Raw genomic sequence first — 18,907 nt, forward strand, 5'->3', positions numbered from 1 at the left:
GGGGACATGCTAACTGCGCATGGCCCGCCTGGCCGTGTCCGTGCGCTGGGCGGCGTTGGCAATCCGGACGTCGGCGGCCAGGATCACGGCGCCGTCTGGTCCGGCCAGCACCGGGTTGAACTCCACCAGGGCGATCTCGGGGTGGTTGTCCTTGAGCCTGGTCAGCCGGGCCGCCAGGTCCTCGAGCGCGGCAGCGTCGACGGCGGGCAGGCCCTGGTAGCCGAAGAGTTTGCGCGACGCGCGGGGCGCGCGGATGAAGTCGTGCACGTCGGAGCCGGAGAGCGGCGGCACACGGTGGGCCCAGTCATCGAGGAGGTTCACGGCGTCGCCGGCCAGCCCGAAGGACACCACCGGGCCCAGCAGCGGGTCCTCGATGGCGCGGAAGGTGCAGGCCTGCCCCACCGGGGCCATCGACTGGACCTCGAGGGACGGTGAGCCGTAGCGCTGCAGTGATTTGCGCATCTGGGCGATGTTGCGGCGCAGCGAGTCGGCGTCCTGGATGTCCAGGCGTACCCCGCCAAGGTCGAGGCGGTGCCGCAGAGCCGGGTCCGTGGTCTTCAGCGCCACCGGCCAGCCGAGCCGCTCCGCCGCGGCGACGGCGTCGTCTTCCGACTCGAAGCCCTCCGAGGGCAGCACCCGGATGCCGTAGCGGCCCAGCAGCTTCGCGGCGGACGGAGGGTCCAACCGGACCAGCTGCTCGCCACTCACGGGCCGGAGCAGCTCCTCCAGGTCCTCGTGGGCGCCCTCCGGGTCGCAGCCTTCGGGCTCCACAAACAGCCCTTGGTCGCGGACCACCCAGTGGGCGTAGCGCACCACCGCGGCGAGGGCGGCGACGGCGGCCCCGGGGTTGGAGTAGCAGGGCACCCCGGCGGCCGGTTCCGCAGCTGTGGCTTCCGCGGCGGCTCCCGCGGCCGCGGATTTCGCGCCGGCTTCGGCGGGAGCGCCGACCATGCCCTCGACGTAGATGGACGGGTCAAGAAGGCCGGTGAACGCGGCAACCACAGGCTTCCCTGCGGCCGCCGAGCACTCGGCCAGCACCGCGCCGATCTTTTCGACGGTCAGCCCCCGGGCCGGCAACAGCGCGACCACGACGGCGTGCACCGAGTCGACGGTCAGGGTCTCCTGCAGGCTGCGGCGTAGTGCCGGCAGCGACTTGGACATGCCGGCGTCCAGGTCGACGTCGGCCACGATGCGCTCCACGCCGAGACCGGCCGCGGTTGCCCGGTCGGCCACCACCTTGCCGAGCGCGCTTGAGTTGCTGAACACGGCCACGCCGGGCCCCTTCGGCAGCGGCTGGCTGGAGACGATCTGGGCGACGTCCATCAGCTCTTCAATGGTCTCCACCCGGATCACGCCGGCCTGCCGCATCATGGCGTCCAGGGCCTCGGGCGGCGCCTGCGTGGTGCGCACGGCGTGGCCGGGAGGCAGGTTCAGGCCCATCGCATCGGACTTGGCCACGATCACCGGCTTGGTCCGCGCGAGCCGCCGGGCCAGTCGGGAGAACTTGCGCGGGTTGCCGATCGATTCGAGGTAGAGCCCGACGGCCGTGGTGTCGGCGTCGTCCTCCCAGAACTGCATCATGTCGTTGCCGGACACGTCGGCGCGGTTCCCGGCGGAGAGGAAGGTGGAGATGCCCACCCGGCGGCGGCTGGAGGCGGCGTAGAGCGAGACGCCGATCGCCGCGGACTGGCTGAACAGGCCGAGGCCGCCGCGGCGCGCCAGCGAGGGAGCCATCGAGGCGTTGAGGGACACGGCGGGGTTGGTGTTGACGATGCCCAGCGAGGCCGGGCCGATCACGCGCATGCCGTTGGCGCGGGCCTGGCGGACCAGGTCGCGCTGCCGGGCGAGGCCGCGTTCGCCGTCGTCCGCGTAGCCGGCGGTGGCCACCACGATCCCCTTGACCCCGGCTTCCCCGCACTCCTGGACCACCTTGGGCACCTCGTCATACGGGACCGCGATGATGGCGAGCTTGACCGGTCCGGGGACCTCGGAGAGCTTGGCGAAGGACAGCATGCCGGCCAGTTCCAGGGCCTCGGGGTTGATCGCGTAGACCGGGCCGGTGAAGCCGCCCTCGATGATGTGTTCCAGCAGCTGGTAGCCGACGGTGCCCCATTTGCGGCTGGCACCGATGACGGCCACCGAGGACGGGGCGAGCAGTTCCTGGATGCTGCGGGCCTCGGCGCGGTGTTCGCGGGACTCCATCACGGCCCGGGACTTGTCCGTGGGGTCGATGTTGAACTCGAGGCTCACGACGCCGTCGTCGAAGTGCCGTTTGACGTCGTAACCGGCGTCGGAGAAGACCATCAGCATCTTGCGGTTCTCCGGCAGCACCTCGGCGCTGAACTTGCGGATGCCGTTTTCGCGGGCCGCGGCGGCGAGGTGTTCGAGCAGGATGGAGCCGATCCCGCGGCCCTGGTGCGCGTCGGCGATGTTGAACGCCACCTCCGCCTCTTCCGGGTCGTCGAGCCGGTCGTAGCGGCCGATGCCCATGATTTCGCCGCCGATGGTGATCACCAGGGCCACCCGGTCCTTGTAGTCGACCTCGGTGAAGCGCTTGAGTTCCTTGGCGGACAGCTTGGACTTGAAGGCGAAGAAGCGCATGTAGATCGACTTCTGCGACTGGCCCACATGGAAGGCCTGCACCGCGTCGGAGTCGGCGGGGTGGATGGGGCGCAGGTGCGCTGTCCCGCCGTCGCGCAGCACGACATCGGCTTCCCAATGTTCCGGATATACGCCGTCCGCGGGCTGATCCACCATAGGCTTAGCCTAGCCATAAACTTGAGCTGCCCGCCGTCATCGCGCCTCAACAGCCACGCAAGTCCAACGCACCATCAACTGAGTAACCCGTAGAAGGACCCACCAGCCTCATGGCACGCCGCCAAACCACGCCCCCGGCAGGGGAATCCCCGGACTTCATCGAGAACATCGTCGACATCGACGTCACTTCCGAAATGGAAGGCTCGTTCCTGGAGTACGCCTATTCGGTCATCTACTCCCGGGCCCTGCCCGACGCCCGCGACGGCCTCAAACCCGTGCAGCGGCGCATCCTGTACATGATGAGCGAGATGGGCCTGCGCCCCGACCGCGGACACGTCAAGAGCGCCCGCGTGGTAGGCGAAGTGATGGGCAAGCTGCACCCGCACGGCGACACCGCGATCTACGACGCCATGGTCCGGATGGCGCAGGACTTCTCCCTGCGGCTGCCCCTGATCGACGGCCACGGCAACTTCGGCTCGCTCGATGACGGTCCGGCCGCCCCGCGCTACACCGAGGCCCGGCTGGCGGCGGCGGCGCTGACCATGACGGACCACCTCGACGAAGACGTGGTGGACTTCGTCCCGAACTACGACAACCAGCTCACCCAGCCCGACGTGCTCCCGGCCGCGTTCCCGAACCTTCTGGTCAACGGCGCCACCGGCATCGCAGTCGGCATGGCCACCAACATGGCCCCGCACAACCTGGGTGAAGTGGTGGCGGCGGCGCGGCACCTGATCGCGCATCCGGACGCCTCGCTCGAGGACATCATGAAGTTCGTCCCGGGCCCCGACCTGCCCACCGGCGGCCGGATCGTAGGCCTGGACGGCATCCGCGACGCCTACGCCACCGGCCGCGGCTCCTTCAAGACCCGAGCCAAGGTCGACGTCGAACAGCTCTCGGCGCGCCGCACCGGCCTCGTGGTCACGGAGCTGCCGTACATGGTGGGCCCGGAGAAGGTGATCGAGAAGATCAAGGACGCGGTCAACGGCAAGAAGCTGACCGGCATCAGCGACATCGTGGACCTCACCGACCGCAAGCACGGGCTGCGGCTCGTGATCGAGCTGAAGAACGGCTTCAACCCGAACGCGGTGCTCCAGCAGCTTTACCGCTTCACGCCGATGGAGGATTCCTTCGGCATCAACAACGTCACGCTCGTCGACGGCCAGCCGCAGACCCTGGGCCTGCTGGAGCTGCTCTCCGTCTACGTGAACCACCGCATCAACGTGGTCCGCCGCCGCACTTCCTTCCGCTTGGGCAAGAAGAAGGACCGCCTGCACCTGGTCGAGGGCATGCTCATCGCGATCGTGGACATCGACGAGGTCATCCAGATCATCCGCTCCTCGGACGAGGCCGCCGCGGCCCGCACCCGGCTGATGTCCATCTACGATCTCTCCGAGATCCAGGCCAACTACATCCTGGAGCTGCGGCTCCGTCAGCTGACCAAGTACTCCCGGATCGAGCTGGAGAAGGAACAGGAGGAGCTGCGCCGCGAGATCGCGGAACTCCAGGCCATTCTGGACTCCCCCGAGCTGCTGCGCGGGCTGGTTTCCGACGAGCTCGGCGAACTCGCCGACAAGTACGGCACGCCGCGACGGACCGTGCTGCTCGAATCCGAGGCCGTCTCCCCCGCGGTGGCCGCCGCCCTCGCCGCCGCACCCGGCGCCAAGGGCAAGGCCGCGCCGCTGGCCCTGGAGATCGCGGACGACCCCTGCTGGGCCATCCTCACGGCCTCCGGCCAGATCGCCCGCACGGCCAACCAGGACAGCCTCGCCGAGTCGGGCCCGCGGGCCAAGCACGACGTGTTCCGCTCCGTGGTCAGGACCTCCGCTCGCGGCGAGATTGCCGCGGTCACGTCGCAGGGCCGGATGCTGCGGCTCCAGGTGATGGACATGCCGGTGCTGCCGCCCACCTCGGGCACCCCCAACATGGCCGGCGGCGTCCCCGCCAAGGACTTCATCACGCTGCTCAAGGGCGAAACCCTCGTGGCCTTCGCGCCGTTGGATCAGGTCCTTGCGATCGGAACCGCGCAGGGCGTGGTCAAACGCGTCCAGCCGGACTACCCGTTGAACCGCGAGGACTGGGAAGTGATCGCGCTCAAGGACAAGGACACCGTGGTGGGCGTCGAGCCCGCCGCCGCCGACGACGTCGAGCTGGTCTTCGTGACGCGCCAGGCCCAGCTGTTGCACTTCAGCGCCTCCGCGGTCCGGCCGCAGGGCCGCACCGCCGGCGGTATGGCCGGGATCAAGCTGGCTGCCGGTGACCGGGTGCTGCACTTCGGCACGGCGCGCCCAGACGACGACGCCGCCGTGGTGGTCACCATCGCCGGCACCGAAGGCGCGCTGCCGGGCACCGCCCCGGGCGCCGCCAAGGTCACGGCGCTGGCGGAGTACCCGGCCAAGGGCCGCGGCACGGCCGGTGTCCGCGCGCACCGCTTCCTCAAGGGCGAGGACACCCTGCTCCTCGCCTGGGCCGGTCACGGCCCGGCGAAGGCATCCTCGCTGGCCGGGGTGGCCCGCTCGCTTCCGGGCGAGCACGGCCGCCGCGACGGCTCCGGCATTCCGCTGTCCCAGGCCGTCGACGCGATCGGTCCGAGCATGGCCTGGGCCCGGGAAGAAGCGGCGCCGGAGGCCTAGGCGGGCCGCTAGACCGGGCATCCGGTGCAGTGCGGGCCGGCGCAAGCTTCCAGGTCCACCCATTCGCCACGAATGGCCGCTAACTTGCCCGGCTTAGCGGCCATTTCTGGCAAACGGCCGGGCGCAATCAGTTGCGAACCCGCATTGTGGCGGAGCCAGCCCGCGGGGACCATGGTGGCACCCGAGTTCTCGACTTCGAGGTGAGGTGCCACTGCCGGCAGTGGCTGCAAAAGTAGGCACCGGTTGGCGACTTTCGTCCCCGCGTCGAAGCGATTCTTTGGATGGCACGAAGGGCCAGCTCCGCAGACCAGAGTGTTGGATAGGGAATTTTCGAGCAAACGGACATTGGTGTAGGTCCTGAATTGCGGCGAACTCGGCACGCTCTATGTCGTGCCCGGCTCGAGGGTGCACACCCCCATCGATGCTTGGCCCACGGCTGGAACGGAAGGCTAATATCCTTCAGGTTCCACTTGCGTGAATCCTACCCCCGCCTGGATTCGACCGTAAGGACACACTGGATGAGGCAACGGGACAACTTGTCAGTATGTCCCTATTGAACGCTGCGCCCTGCATTCCGTACTGGACCGTGGGGCCCGCGGGCGATTGCGTGTGGCAAGTCCACCCCGTGAGGCAAGTTGTGGGCAGTGTGCAATAGTGTTCCCCTAAAACAACATTCCGGGGGGCGAATGGCACGGAAAATGATCTTGTTTCTGACCTGCGTGATTCTTTCCGTTGCTTGGTACTTAGCTGTAGGCGCGTTTGACCGGCTTATCATGTCTCACGATCATCAGACATTCTCGCAGTACTGCTATTCCGAGCATCTGCCTGCCGACACGGTGCACAACCCCGAGGGATTCCCGTCTGCGCCCGGAGGAACTTACGAGTTCGTCCCGCTCGGAGTGGAGTGCACTTTCGTCATGGTCGATGGAACGATAGCTGACTCCTTTTACGTCAGGTACTACCCGATGGTTCTTGCGGTCATCCCTGGGGCCGCAACCTTGATCTGGGGCGCTCGAATCGTCTGGATTCACATCCACCCACGCAGAGCACAGGCCGGCAGTCAGACATAGCTCGGATCTAGGCACAGTGAAGTGCATAATGCTCCATCGACAAAAACTCCGAGCATGAATGGACGCTAGCTGTGCTGCTCAGGGTGTCCCTGTTCGGGTGACTGATCCCCGCGACTGACTCCGGGCCGCCGCCATGAGCGGCCGCCCGGGGTCATCTGGCGGGTCTTACATCCCCGAGTTGATGTTTAGAATGTTGCCTTCGCTGTCCAGGAACCATGCAGCGGTGCTGCCGTCCGGCAGCGTGGCGATGCCGTCTTCGGTCTTCAGGCCCGGGAAGTCGTAGTCCTCGAAGACGACCCCCGCCGCGCGGAGCTCGGCGACGGTGGCCGGCACATCGGGGACCATCCATCCCATCTGGGTATTCTTGGCCGAACCGGCGTTTTGCGTCTGGTACACCAGGAATCTGCTGCCGGCGCCGCACGTGTACATCAGGTTGTCCTCGGCATCCGGGTTATCCGGTTCGAGTCCGAGTTTGTCGCGGTAGAAACCCCGCGCACGGGCGAGGTCCGCGGCCGGCAGGACGGCGCCAACCGGGTGGTCTTTGAGCATGGCTATGTTCCTTTCCAGGCCCTTCCCCCGGAACGCATCCTACTCCTTCGCCTAGACTGCAGACATGCCTATCGTGCCCGATCAAAAAGACTGGACCTGGGTGCTGTCACGGCCGTGCCCCGAGTGCGGTTTCGACATCTCCGCCTGCACCCCCGCCACGGCGCCGGGACGGGTCGCCAGCATGCTGCCGCGCTGGCGCGCCGTGCTGCGGCGCCCGGACGCCGCAGTGCGCCCGGATGAGGACACCTGGTCTCCGTTGGAGTACGCCTGCCACGTCCGGGACGTGTTCACGCTTTTCGACCACCGCCTCGACCTCATGCTCACTGAGGATGACGCGCGCTTCGAGGACTGGGACCAGGACCGGACAGCCGTCGAGCAGGACTACGCCGACTCCGATCCGGCCGAGGTGAGTGCCGCCCTGACGGCCGAGGGCGAGCAGATCGCTGCGTCCTTTGGCCGCGTCCCGGAGCGGGACTGGGACCGCAAAGGCACCCGCAGCAACGGCTCGGAATTCACGGTCCTGACGTTCGCACAGTACTTCCTGCACGACGTCGTGCACCACCTCCACGATGTGGATGGATAGCGCGTGGATGGATAGCCGGGATGGCTAGCGCAGCGTGAACGCCTACAGCTCCTTGTCCCAGGCCATGCTGCGGTTGACCGCGACGTACCCCATCTTCGTGTAGAGCGCCAGTGCCCCGGTGGGGTTCTCCGCGTCGACGTCGAGCGAGGCCTTGTCCATTCCTGCTGCGGCGAAGCGGCGCATGGCATCAGCCAGCAGGGCTTGGGCAATCCCCCGGCCCCGGAACTCCGGGCGCACCCCAAGCAGGTCCGTGTAGCCCTCCTTGAAGCCCCGGTCCGCGGCGCTGTCGGCATCGTGGCTGGCGATCTGGTAGCCGGCCACGCGGCCGCTGGCCGTCTCGACGACGACGCCGCTCAGGTCCGGCCGCGCCCGCGGATCGTTCACCACGAATCCCCAGGCTTCCTCGTCGCGGGGCTCGCTGCCCCAGTGGTCCCGGAAGGCCTCGTTGTGGGCCAGCCGCACGGCCTCATGCAGGCCGGGCCCGAAGTCCACGAGTTCCAGCGCGTCGTCGAGCTCCGGCTCCGGGAAGTCCGCATCCAGCGGCCGGTGCATCTCGTTGTAGTAGCGGACAATTCGGTAGCCGCGGCCCTCGAAGAGTGATGCCTGATGGATGTGCTGTTGCTCCATGTAGAGGCGCAGCCTCGGAGCGGCGGCGCCGGCATCCTCGGCGAACCGCTGCAGCGTTCGGGACTCCAGCCAGCCCAGGAGCCCGGTTCCGATCCCTTTGCCCTGCCACTCGGGGTCCACGCAGCCGAAGCCGACGGCCTTGTCTCCGGCCGGGTTTTTCGTCAGCCTGGCATAGGCCCGCGCAACTCCCCGGCTGTCGAAGCCGAGAATGCTGTTCGCGGGCACGGGGTTTGTCCGGGATTCCAGGATCTGCGCCAGGTCCTCGCGCCGCTCAAACCAGACGGGCCGCTCGACGGCCGCAGTACGGGCAATCAGGGCGGCCCAGTCGTCCAGCTCCGCGGCGCCGGCCGGCCGCCACGAAAGTCGGGGATCCAGGCTGGCCTGCGGGTCGGTGCGTCCGGTCATGGCTACAGGCTAACGGCGGCCCTACCCCCGCGCCAGTAGCCGCTCCGGCTGTGGCGACCCTGCCCGGTCCAGGTCCAGGTTCTGGTCCCGATCCCGGTCCAGGTCCAGCCGGTTGTCCTCCGGGCTGATGTCCTCCGGGTTGTGCGTCACCAGGACGACCGTGCGGCCGGCCAGCCCGCGGCGCAGCTCGGCCAGCATTTCGCGGCCGGCTTCCGCGTCCAGGTGGGCCGTGGGTTCGTCGAGCAGGATCACATCGGCTCCGGTCAGCAGTGTGCGGGCCACCGCCAGGCGTTGGCGCTCCCCGCCGCTGAGGAACGCCCCGCCGGGCCCGATGGGCGTGTCCAGGCCCCGGTCGAGCCGCTGCAGCAGCGGTTCCAGGCCGACCGCGGACAGCGCAGCGGAAAGTTGCAGGTCGAGCCCGGTGGCCGCGCCTGTTGCTCCGTCCGTGGGACGATCGCCCTCGGGCAGCCCCAGCATCAGGTTGCCGCGGATGGTCGAGTCGAAGAGGTGCGCCTCCTGCGGGCACCAGGCCGCGCGTCCGGTCAGGAAGAGCTGGCCGTCCGATGCCGGGAGGAAGCCGAGCATGACGGCCAGCAGGGTGGACTTTCCGGAACCGGAGGCGCCGGTCACGGCGAGCCAGCGGCCCGGTTCGGCGCTGGCGGTCAGCCCGGTGAAGACCTCCGTGCCGCCCGGCCACGCCGCCACCAGGTGGTCGAGTTCCACGCCGGGACGTCCGCCGGGCCGCGCCGGTACCGGCACTGGTCCGCCGGATCCTTCGGGCAGCTCCGCAGCCAGGACACCGGAGCCGCCGATGCGCCGCAGCACCGAGCGCAGCGCCGGATACTGCCGCACCGCCGTCGTGATCGCCGAATACGGTTCCACGAGGGCCAGCTGCAGCAGCACGACGACGGCAACGGTCGCCGGCTCGGCGGCGCCGCTGAGGGCAAGCGGGGCGGCCAGCACCGCGCTGGCCAGCGCGGCGGCCCCGCAGGCCAGCACCGTCAGCGCCTGCCCGAGCCCCTCGGCCAGGGCCGAACGCTGCGACGCGGCAGTCGCCTCCCGGTCGGCACGGTGGATATCGGCAAGGACCGGGGCGCCCACACCGTTGGCATGGAGTTCGGCGCGGGCATCCAGCGCCGCGGCAACCCGCCGCAGCACCCCGGACCGCAGCTGCTGCTCGGTTCCGGCGGACATCCGGTCCGCGAGCAGTGCCAAGGCCGGCGAGGCCGCGAGACTGACGACGGCGGCGGCAACCACGGCCGGGAGCGCTGCCGGGAGCAGCAGCCCGACGCCCGTGACCGCGGCCGCGCCCACGGCCACGGCGGTCAGCGGCGGCAGCACGACGCGCGGCAGCAGCTCGCGGACGGTGTCGACGTCGTCCACCACGGCCCCCAGGACGTTGCCGCCCTGCAGAAGTCGCCGCAGCGACAGCGCCCGCCGGCTCAGAGACTCCCACAGCCGGCCGCGGAGCCGCGTCAGCGCCCTGAAGATCGCGTCGTGCAGGAGCAGCCGTTCGGTGTACCGCAGGGCGGCTCGGCCGACGCCGAAGAAGCGCACCCCCACGATTGCGGTGAGCAGGTACAGGATGGGCGGCTGCTCGCTGGCGCGGATGATGAGCCAGCCGGAGAGCCCGGACAGGGCGACGGCGAACAGCGCGGCCAGGACCCCGACCGCGCCGGCGGCGGCAAACTTCCCGGCCACCGGCGCAAGCAGCCGGCGCAGCTGGGCGGCAGCAGTTCCAAAGCGCGCAGCTCCGGCGGCCGACGTTGCGGCCTCGGCAGGAGTGCCGGCGTCGCCGGGATTGCCGGCGTCGAAGGCGGCCGCGTCGGCTAATGCCGGCGGGAGGTCTTGCCCGTCCGGGGCGCGGTCTCGGCTGGCCAAGGGCGGCGCCACGGCCGCGGCGACGGCGCCTCCGGCACGCCCCCCGACGGTCACCAGCCGGTCCGCGAGTTCGCGGGTCTGCCGGTCATGGGCCACCAGCAGCACCGTGGCCTTCCCGCGCAGTCCGGAAATGGTGCGGCTGACCGCATCGGCGGACGCCCGGTCCAGGTGCGCGGTGGGCTCGTCCAGCAGCAGCACCGTGGCGCCGGCCGCGATCCGGGCCAGCCCGCGGGCCACGGCCACCCGGCGCAACTCCCCCGGGCTGAGCTCGGCGGGATGCTTCGCGGCGAGGTGTTCCGCGGCGCAGGCGGCGAGGCAGCGGCAGGCTTCGGCAATGTCCTCGGTGCTGGCCTGCGCCGGGGACCGGTCCGGGCCGGCACCGAGGTATAGCAGGACCTCCGCAAGGACTGTGGGTTCCACCATCACGGGGTGCTGCGGCACCCAGGCGAGGTCCGCCGTCGCGAACCCCTCCAGCCGTCCGGTGACCTCAGTCCCGGTGCCGGAGCCGATGGTGCCGGCCAGGACGCCCAGGACGGTGCTCTTTCCGGCGCCGCTGCGGCCGTCCAGGGCCGTGATCCCGCCGGGGGCGGCGGTGAAGCTCAGCGGTCCGACGGCGGCCTCCGCGCGGCCGGCGTAGCGCACGGTCAGCCCGCGGACCGTGACGGCCGGCGGAACGGGAGCGCCGCCGTCGCGGCGGACCGCGGCGGGGACGAGCGGTGCGGCCTGGACGGCGTCGAGGACCTCCGTGGTGTCGGCGAGCGCGGCGCGTCCTTCGTCGCTGGCGTGGTGGGCGGTGCCGAGTTCGCGCAGCGGAAGGTAGCAGTCGGGGGCCAGGATCAGGGCCAGCAGCCCGGCCTCGAGCGCCATGTCCCCGTGCACCAGCCGGACACCGATGAAAACGGCCACCACGGCGACGGAGATCGTGGCGATGAGCTCCAGCGCCAGGGCGGAGAGGAAGGCGGTGCGCAGGGTCCCCATGGTCTTGGAGCGGTATTCCTCCGAGATGTCCTCGAGGGCCTTGCGCTGGGCGGCCGCGCGGCCCAGGCCCACCAGCACGGGCAGGCCCTTGGCGAGCTCCAGCATGTGCCCGGAGAGCCGGGACAGGGCCGACTGCGCTTCCCGCACCCGGTCCTCGGTGTAGCGGCCGATCAGGACCATGAACAGCGGCACGAGCGGAACGGTCAGGACGATCACCACGGCGCTGATCCAGTCCGCGAAGAGGATCCTGGCCCCAAGCAGCAGCGGGATGGCGGCGCAGTTCACCAGGGCGGGCAGGAACTGGGTGTAGTAGTTGTCCAGGGCGTCCAGTCCGCGCGTCGCCAGGACCGCGAGTCCTCCGTCGGCCGGCCCGGCGCTGCGGATGCCGGTATGCAGGGCCCGGTCCAGGAGCTCTGAGCGCAGCTCCTCTTTGACCCCCAGTGCGGCGCGGCGGGCTGCCACCGCCTGCGCCCACACGGTGAGCGAGCGCAGCACCACCCCGGCCATTCCCCAGCCGACCTGCTCGGCCCAGGCGGGGTTGTGCGCCATCAGGCCGGACAGCATGCCGGCGACCGCCTGGCCCAGCAGCACGAGGGACAGGGCCTTGAGGGCAGCCAGCAGCCCCAGCAGGTAGAGCGCGGAGCGGGTGGCGGGGCCCGCGGGGAACTGCGGTCTCATCGGCGGCTAGTCCTTCGGCGCCAGGGCCTTGGCGGCAATCGCGGGCAGGAAACTGTGCGCTTCCGGGATGTGGGCGGCGCTCACCCGGCGCCGGAACACCCAGTAGGTCCAGGCCTGGTAGGCGAGGACGAGCGGCAGCCCGATGCAGGCCACGATGGTCATCAGGCCCAGGGTGTAGTCCGAGGAGGAGGCGTTGGCGACCGTCAGGCTGAAGTCCGGGTTGAGGGTCGAGGGCAGCACCACCGGGAAGGCCGCGCCGAAAATCGAGGCGCTGCCGAGCAGCAGGAAGACGCCCAGCGACAGGAAGGCCCTGCCTTCGGCGCCGCCACGGGCGAAGTTCCAGGCCAGGGCGGCCGCCACGACGGCGGCGACGACGGCGGCCACGGTCCAGGCCTTGCCGCTTTGGAACTGCAGCACGATCGCCCAGCCGGCGATCGGCAGGAGCAGCACCGGCAGCAGCCGGACGAACCATTGCCGTGCGCGGTGCCGGACGTCGCCGTCGGTCTTCAACGCCAGGAACGCCAGCGCGTGCAGCAGGGAGAAGCCGACGACGGCGAGTCCGCCCAGCACGGCGTAAGCGCTGAACCAGGCGAACGGGCCGCCCTCGCGGTCACCGTTGGCGTTCAGCGGCAGTCCCGTGGTGGTCAGCGCCAGAGCCGCGCCGACCCCGAAGGCGGCGACCAGGGAGCCCAGCGCGATGGCCCAGTCCCAGCGGGCACGCCACTGCGGGGTGTCCACCTTGCCGCGGTATTCGAAGGCCACGGCGCGGAAGATCAGCGCGACCAGGACCAGCAGCAGCGGCAGGTACAGGGCGGAGAAGAGGGAGGCGTACCAGAGCGGGAAGGCCGCGAAGGTGGCGCCGCCGGCGGTGAGCAGCCACACCTCGTTGCCGTCCCAGACCGGGCCGATGGTGTTGAGCAGCACCCGGCGTTCGGTGTTGTTCCGGGCGAAGCCCTTCATGAGCATGCCGACTCCGAGGTCGAAGCCCTCCAGGAATAGATAGCCCGTCCACAGCAGCGCGATGGCAATGAACCAGATGGTGGGTAGCAGTTCCATGCTGAATTTCCTCTGCTTCTTGTTCGGGGGGCGTTAGTAGGCGAAGGCCAGGACGTCGTCGGCCCCGGGTTTGCCGGGCGTGCCGCCGGGCGGGGTCTGGTCCTCGTTTTCGTCCGCCGGGGCGTGGGCCAGCTCGGGCATCGCGGAGACCACACCGCCGCGGATGTACTTCACCAGTAGCTTCACCTCCACCACCAGCAGCACCGCGTACACGGCCGTCAGCACCACCAGGGAGGTCAGCAGCTCGCCGGCGGAGACGCCCGGGGACACCGCCGCGGCGGTGAACATGAAGACCTGGTCGATCCCGCTGGGATCCGGGTTGGGGGCAACCACGAAGGGCTGGCGGCCCATTTCGGTGAAGATCCAGCCGGCGGCGTTGGCGCCGAAGGGGGCCAGGATGCCGAACACGGCGAGCCGCATCAGGCCGCGGGAGGCCGGGACGGTGCCCTTGCGGGTGATCCAGAGTGCCACGAGGGCTGCGAGGGCTGCGACGCCGCCGAAGCCGATCATCATCCGGAACCCCCAGTAGGTGACTTCCATGACCGGGACGTACTGGATTTCCTGGCCGGCGCGGTCACCGTAGATCGGGTTGTCCGGCAGGTGTGTGCCGTAGTCGGCCTTGTACTGCTCCAGCAGGCTGTTGACGCCCTTCACCTCGGTGGTGAAGTCGCCCTTGGCCAGGAAGGACAGGATGCCGGGGACCTCGATCACGGCGACGACGTCGTCGCAGTTCTTGGAGCCGACGTTGCCGACGCTCAGGATGGAGAAGCCGGTGCCGTCGTGGCAGGCCGCCTCGGCAGCGGCCATCTTCATGGGCTGCTGCTCAAACATGAGCTTGCCCTGCAGGTCGCCCGTGATGGCGGTGCCCGCGAAGGAGATCATCGCGACGACGGCGCCGATCCGCAGCGAGCGGATCCAGACGGCGTGGTCCGCGCGGTCCCGGCCCGGGATCTCCGACTCCCCGGGGATCACCTTGCCGTCGGCTCCCACGGTGTCGATGCCGTCGTGGCGGCGGCGCCACAGGTGGTACCACGCGATGCCGAGGAGGAAGGCCCCGGCGACGGCGAGGGCGCCGAAAAGGGTGTGCGGCACGGCCACGAGCGCCGTGTTGTTGGTGAAGACGGCCCAGGCGTCGGTCATTACCGGACGCCCGTCAATCATCTCGACGCCCACCGGGTGCTGCATCCAGCTGTTGGCCACAATGATGAAGTAGGCGGAGAAGACTGAGCCGATGACGGCGATCCAGAGGCAGGCGAGGTGGACGCCGCGCTTGAGCTGCTTCCAGCCGAAGATCCAGAGGCCCAGGAAAGTGGATTCCACGAAGAAGGCCAGCAGCGCCTCCATGGCGAGCGGCGCCCCGAAGACGTCCCCGACGAAGCGGCTGTACTCGCTCCACGCCATGCCGAACTGGAACTCCTGCACGATGCCGGTGGCCACGCCCATGATGAAGTTGATCAGGAAGAGTTTGCCCCAGAACTTGGTCATCCGGAGGTACTCGGGCCGGCCGGTGCGGTACCAGAGAGTCTGGATCACCGCCACCACCAGCCCCAGGCCGATCGTGAGCGGCACCATCATGAAGTGGTAGACGGTGGTGATGCCGAATTGCCAGCGTGCGATTTCCAAGGCGTCCAAGGCAGTCCCTTTGGCTAGGTTCCCGAGAGATTTCTACGTCGTGTAGAACTGATACTTCTACAGAGTGTAGAACAAGTTCACACCCTCCCGCACCCCAGCGTGGCACGGCGTGCCCTGCCCCGCAATGGATCGGCGCGGGCAGCGGGCGCCGGGCCGCCCCGCCCCGGCGCCGCAGGCGACACGCCGCGGCGGCCCTGTTCTACCTCATGTAGAAACTGGGCGGAAAACGCGGTAAATTTAAAGCTGAAGTATCCGGCAAACCACCCGGGCGGGACCACCGCCCAAGGCGGCACTCAAGAAGGACGTACGGAATGGCAAGTCTCGGCGAACTGGAACGGGCAGTGATGGACCTGCTCTGGGCAGGCCAGGAGGCTGCGACCGCGAACACCCTGCGGGACCTGCTCGCGCAGAGCACGCAGGCGGCGGGCGGCTCTGCCGGTCACGAGGGCAAGGACCTGGCCGTCACCACCGTGTTGACCGTCCTGTCCCGGCTTGAGCGGAAGGGCCTGGTGGAGCGGGAACGCGGCACCCGCCCGCACCGTTACCAGGCCGTCTCCAGCCGCGCGGACCACACCGCGGAACTGATGCATGAGGTGCTCGGCTCCGCCCCCGACCGGGAGGCCGTGCTGGCCCGCTTCATTGGTTCCGTGTCCGCGACCGAAGCTGAAACGCTGCGCAAACTGCTGGACCACAGCTAACACCGGTGTTCTGGACCTCATACTTTCTGGCGGTCCTGGCGATAGTTCTGGCGTGGCCGGTACCTATCCTGCTTTCGCGTGCCCAATGGCCGGCCCGCTCCCCTTTTACGGCCATGCTGCTCTGGCAGGCAATCGCCCTCGCCGGCGGCCTGTCGATGATCGGGGCCATGCTTGTCTACGGCCTGGAGCCGGTCGGGGACAACCTGCTGGCCGGCCTCCGCTCGCTGGCCGGCATGGTCCTGCGCAACGAGCCGACCACGGCGCTGGGCTTCTGGCATATCTTCGCCCTCTCGGCAGCGGCCCTGTTGAGCGCCCATCTGGTCTTCACCCTGCTGCTCACCTATTACAAGATCCAGCGCCAGCGGCGGCGGCACCGCGAGCTGCTCGCGCTGCTCGCTTCCCCCTCGACGGACGGCGCCCGGACCATGGTGATCAGCCATGACTCCCCCGTGGCCTACTGCCTGCCGGGCGGCGCCCGCTCCGTCACGGTGCTCTCCGATGGACTGATGGCGGCACTGGAGCCGGACGAACTGCGTGCGGTCCTGATCCACGAGAACGCCCACCTGAGCCAACGCCACCATCTGCTGCTGTGGGCGTTCGCGGCCTGGCGGCAGGCGCTGCCCTGGCTGCCGACCACCCGGCTCGCGCAGGAGGCCGTCAACTCGCTGATCGAGATGCTCGCCGACGACGTTGCCCTGAAGACCGAAAGCAAGGCCACCCTGATCAAGGCGATCGCGATCGTGGCGAGCGGTTCCGCCGGCCCTGGCGCTGCGACGGCGGCGCCGGCGGCCCGGATGGCGTTCGGCGACGCCGGCACCGAGGCCGACGCCGGCCAGCCCGGAGCCACCGGAGGTGCCGGTTCGGCGGTGACCACGGCCTCGCGGGTCAGCCGGCTGCTCTCCCCGCAGCCGCCGCTGCCGGAGGTCCTTCGCTACGCCGTGCTGGGCGCCTGCCTGCTGCTGCTGGCGGTGCCCACGGCGCTGCTGATCGTGCCGGGCCTGCTCGGCTGAACCGGATTCCCTGCCGGCGCGGGGTTGCCCGGCGCGCGGGACGGGTTGCGCCCGCTCAGGCGTCGATGCGTTCGCGGTCCAGGCTCGCCGCCCCGGCGATGATGAAGTCCTTGCGCGGCGCCACGTCCGAGCCCATCAGCAGGTCGAAGGTCTCCTCGGCCTGCTTCGCGTTTTCGATCCCGACCTTGCGCAGGGTGCGGTGCCGCGGGTCCATCGTGGTCTCCGCGAGCTGCTCGGCGTCCATTTCGCCCAGGCCTTTGTAGCGCTGGATCGGTTCCTTGTAGCGCTTGCCTTCCTTGGCCAGGCGGGCGAGCAGCACGTGCAGCTCCGCCTCCGAGTACGTGTAGATCATCTCGTTGGCCTTCTGTCCGGCGTTGATGACTTCCACCCGGTGCAGCGGCGGCACAGCGGCGAAGACGCGGCCTTCATCGATCATCGGGCGCATGTAGCGGAAGAACAGCGTCAGCAGCAGGGTCCGGATGTGGGCGCCGTCGACGTCGGCATCGGTCATCAGGATGACCTTGCCGTAACGCGCGGCGGCGATATCGAAGCTGCGGCCGGATCCGGCGCCGACGACCTGGATCAGGGCGGCGCATTCGGCGTTGGAGAGCATGTCCCCCACCGAGGCCTTCTGCACGTTCAGGATCTTGCCGCGGATCGGCAGCAGCGCCTGGAAGTCCGAGGAACGCGCCAGCTTGGCGGTGCCAAGGGCGGAGTCACCTTCGACGATGAACAGTTCGGAGCGTCCGACGTCGTCCGTCCGGCAGTCCGCCAGCTTGGTGGGCATCGAGGAGGTCTCCAGCGCGTTCTTGCGCCGCTGCGTCTCCTTGTGGACGCGGGCCGAGATGCGCGACTTCATCTCGCTGACGACCTTTTCAAGCAGCAGCGCCGACTGGGCCTTGTCGTTGCGGTTGGACGAGGTGAGCTTGGCGTTGATCTCCTGCTCCACCACCTTGGCCACGATGGCGCGGACCGCCGAGGTGCCGAGGATCTCCTTGGTCTGGCCCTCGAACTGAGGCTCGGCGAGGCGGACCGTCAGCACGGCCGTGAGCCCGGCGAAGATGTCGTCCTTTTCGATCTTGTCGTTGCCGGCCTTGAGCTTGCGGGCATTGCTTTCCACGGCCTTGCGGAACGTCTTGAGCAGAGCCTGTTCGAAGCCGGACTGGTGCGTTCCGCCCTTGGGGGTGGAGATGATGTTCACGAAGCTGCGCACGGTGCTGTCGTAGCCGATGCCCCAGCGCAGGGCGACGTCAACCTCACAGTCGCGCTCCACTTCGGCGAGCTGGCTGTGGCCGCGCTCGTCCAAGACGGGGACTGTTTCCTTGAACTTGCCGGCGCCGTGCAGGCGCCAGACGTCGGTGACGGCCGGATCCGCGGCGAGGAATTCGACGAACTCGGAGAGGCCGCCGTCGTGGTGGAAGATCTCCTCGTGCGGGCCGAACTCCCCGGGGGTGCCGGCGACCTTGCGTTCGTCCCGGACGGTGAGCTTCAGCCCGGGCACCAGGAAGGACGTTTGCCGGGCGCGGGCGGCGAGCTCGTCGTAGGAGAACTTCGCGTCCGGGGTGAAGATCTGGCGGTCGGCCCAGTAGCGGATCCGGGTGCCGGTGACACCGCGTTTGGCCTTGCCAACGACGTCGAGCACGGAGCCGTCGACGAAGGGCTCGAACACGGCGGCCGGATCCGGCTTGGTGCCCGGGTCCTTGAACCGGCCCGGCTCGCCGCGGCGGAAGGACATTTTGTAGGTGTTGCCGCCGCGGTCCACTTCGACGTCCAGGCGGGAGGACAGGGCGTTCACGACCGAGGCGCCGACGCCGTGCAGGCCGCCTGAGGCCGTGTAGGAACCGCCGCCGAACTTGCCGCCGGCGTGCAGCTTGGTGAAGACCACCTCGACGCCGGTGAGTCCGGTCTTGGGCTCGACGTCGATCGGGATGCCGCGGCCGTCGTCATGGATCTCCACCGAGTTGTCGGCGTGCAGGATGATCTTGATGTCGTGGCCGAAGCCGGCGAGGGCTTCGTCGACGGAGTTGTCGATGATCTCCCAGAGGCAGTGCATGAGACCGCGGGAGTCCGTGGAGCCGATGTACATACCCGGGCGCTTGCGGACGGCCTCGAGGCCTTCCAGCACGGACAGATGCCGGGCGGTGTAGTCAGAACTTGGTGCCACGGGTCGGAAACTCCTTCAGGGATGGAACGCAGAGACGCTCTTCCTAGGTTAGTCGGCCCGGCGCCGGACTCCGGGTTGCCACTCCCCGAAGAGACAACACGGCCGTCAAGATCCTGCCGCTGTTACTGAGCCGTGATACGCGGACAGCGAAAGTGCCCCATCCTTGCCATGGAACGGCAGCGAATG

The 18,907-nt window shown here is 69.2% G+C and carries 11 protein-coding genes; 4 read left to right on the plus strand and 7 right to left on the minus strand.

Annotated elements, in window-relative coordinates; all coding sequences use genetic code 11:
* Window positions 1–9: 9 nt before the first annotated feature.
* Window positions 10–2,757 carry a bifunctional acetate--CoA ligase family protein/GNAT family N-acetyltransferase gene (locus AC1DBL_RS12750; RefSeq protein WP_476926257.1) on the minus strand — a complete coding sequence of 916 codons (2,748 nt, stop codon included), beginning with the start codon at window positions 2,755–2,757 and terminating at the stop codon, window positions 10–12.
* Between the two features lie 110 nt (window positions 2,758–2,867).
* On the opposite strand from AC1DBL_RS12750, the gene AC1DBL_RS12755 reads away from it, so the two are divergent.
* Window positions 2,868–5,390: a DNA gyrase/topoisomerase IV subunit A gene (locus AC1DBL_RS12755; RefSeq protein ID WP_476926258.1), complete on the plus strand. Its 2,523-nt coding sequence runs from the start codon at window positions 2,868–2,870 to the stop codon at window positions 5,388–5,390.
* 1,235 nt (window positions 5,391–6,625) lie between these two features.
* Here the strand turns inward: AC1DBL_RS12755 and AC1DBL_RS12760 are convergent.
* Window positions 6,626–7,009 (minus strand): VOC family protein, encoded by a 384-nt coding sequence (locus AC1DBL_RS12760; RefSeq protein ID WP_441418836.1) that lies wholly within the window; start codon window positions 7,007–7,009, stop codon window positions 6,626–6,628.
* A 64-nt stretch (window positions 7,010–7,073) separates the two neighbouring features.
* On the opposite strand from AC1DBL_RS12760, the gene AC1DBL_RS12765 reads away from it, so the two are divergent.
* On the plus strand, window positions 7,074–7,592 hold the full coding sequence (locus AC1DBL_RS12765) for a DinB family protein (RefSeq protein WP_441418837.1): 519 nt from the start codon (window positions 7,074–7,076) through the stop codon (window positions 7,590–7,592).
* Between the two features lie 42 nt (window positions 7,593–7,634).
* On the opposite strand, the gene AC1DBL_RS12770 is transcribed toward AC1DBL_RS12765, so the two are convergent.
* The 4 genes from AC1DBL_RS12770 to AC1DBL_RS12785 are packed head-to-tail and all read right to left on the minus strand — an operon-like array spanning window position 7,635 to window position 14,849.
* A complete protein-coding gene (locus tag AC1DBL_RS12770) occupies window positions 7,635–8,624 on the minus strand; it encodes a GNAT family N-acetyltransferase (protein WP_476926259.1) in 990 nt (329 codons plus the stop codon).
* Between the two features lie 21 nt (window positions 8,625–8,645).
* Complete coding sequence (cydD, locus tag AC1DBL_RS12775; protein WP_476926260.1) at window positions 8,646–12,161, minus strand: thiol reductant ABC exporter subunit CydD; 3,516 nt, start codon at window positions 12,159–12,161, stop codon at window positions 8,646–8,648.
* Between the two features lie 6 nt (window positions 12,162–12,167).
* Complete coding sequence (gene cydB, locus AC1DBL_RS12780) at window positions 12,168–13,217, minus strand: cytochrome d ubiquinol oxidase subunit II (RefSeq protein WP_441418840.1); 1,050 nt, start codon at window positions 13,215–13,217, stop codon at window positions 12,168–12,170.
* Between the two features lie 33 nt (window positions 13,218–13,250).
* Window positions 13,251–14,849 (minus strand): cytochrome ubiquinol oxidase subunit I, encoded by a 1,599-nt coding sequence (locus tag AC1DBL_RS12785; RefSeq protein ID WP_476917425.1) that lies wholly within the window; start codon window positions 14,847–14,849, stop codon window positions 13,251–13,253.
* A gap of 311 nt (window positions 14,850–15,160) precedes the next feature.
* Here AC1DBL_RS12785 and AC1DBL_RS12790 point away from each other — a divergent pair, with 311 nt between their 5' ends.
* Both AC1DBL_RS12790 and AC1DBL_RS12795 read left to right on the plus strand, forming a co-directional pair.
* Window positions 15,161–15,547: a BlaI/MecI/CopY family transcriptional regulator gene (locus tag AC1DBL_RS12790; RefSeq protein ID WP_441418842.1), complete on the plus strand. Its 387-nt coding sequence runs from the start codon at window positions 15,161–15,163 to the stop codon at window positions 15,545–15,547.
* Window positions 15,548–15,552: 5 nt separating this feature from the next.
* Window positions 15,553–16,557, plus strand: coding sequence for a M56 family metallopeptidase (locus AC1DBL_RS12795; protein ID WP_476926261.1), 1,005 nt, complete (start codon window positions 15,553–15,555; stop codon window positions 16,555–16,557).
* 55 nt (window positions 16,558–16,612) lie between these two features.
* Here AC1DBL_RS12795 and AC1DBL_RS12800 read toward each other — a convergent pair whose 3' ends face one another.
* The gene (locus AC1DBL_RS12800) at window positions 16,613–18,721 is read right to left on the minus strand and encodes a DNA gyrase/topoisomerase IV subunit B (RefSeq protein WP_476926262.1); all 2,109 of its coding nucleotides are present in this window, start codon (window positions 18,719–18,721) and stop codon (window positions 16,613–16,615) included.
* Window positions 18,722–18,907 lie beyond the last annotated feature (186 nt).

This window comes from Arthrobacter sp. 10T44, from assembly GCF_056393885.1.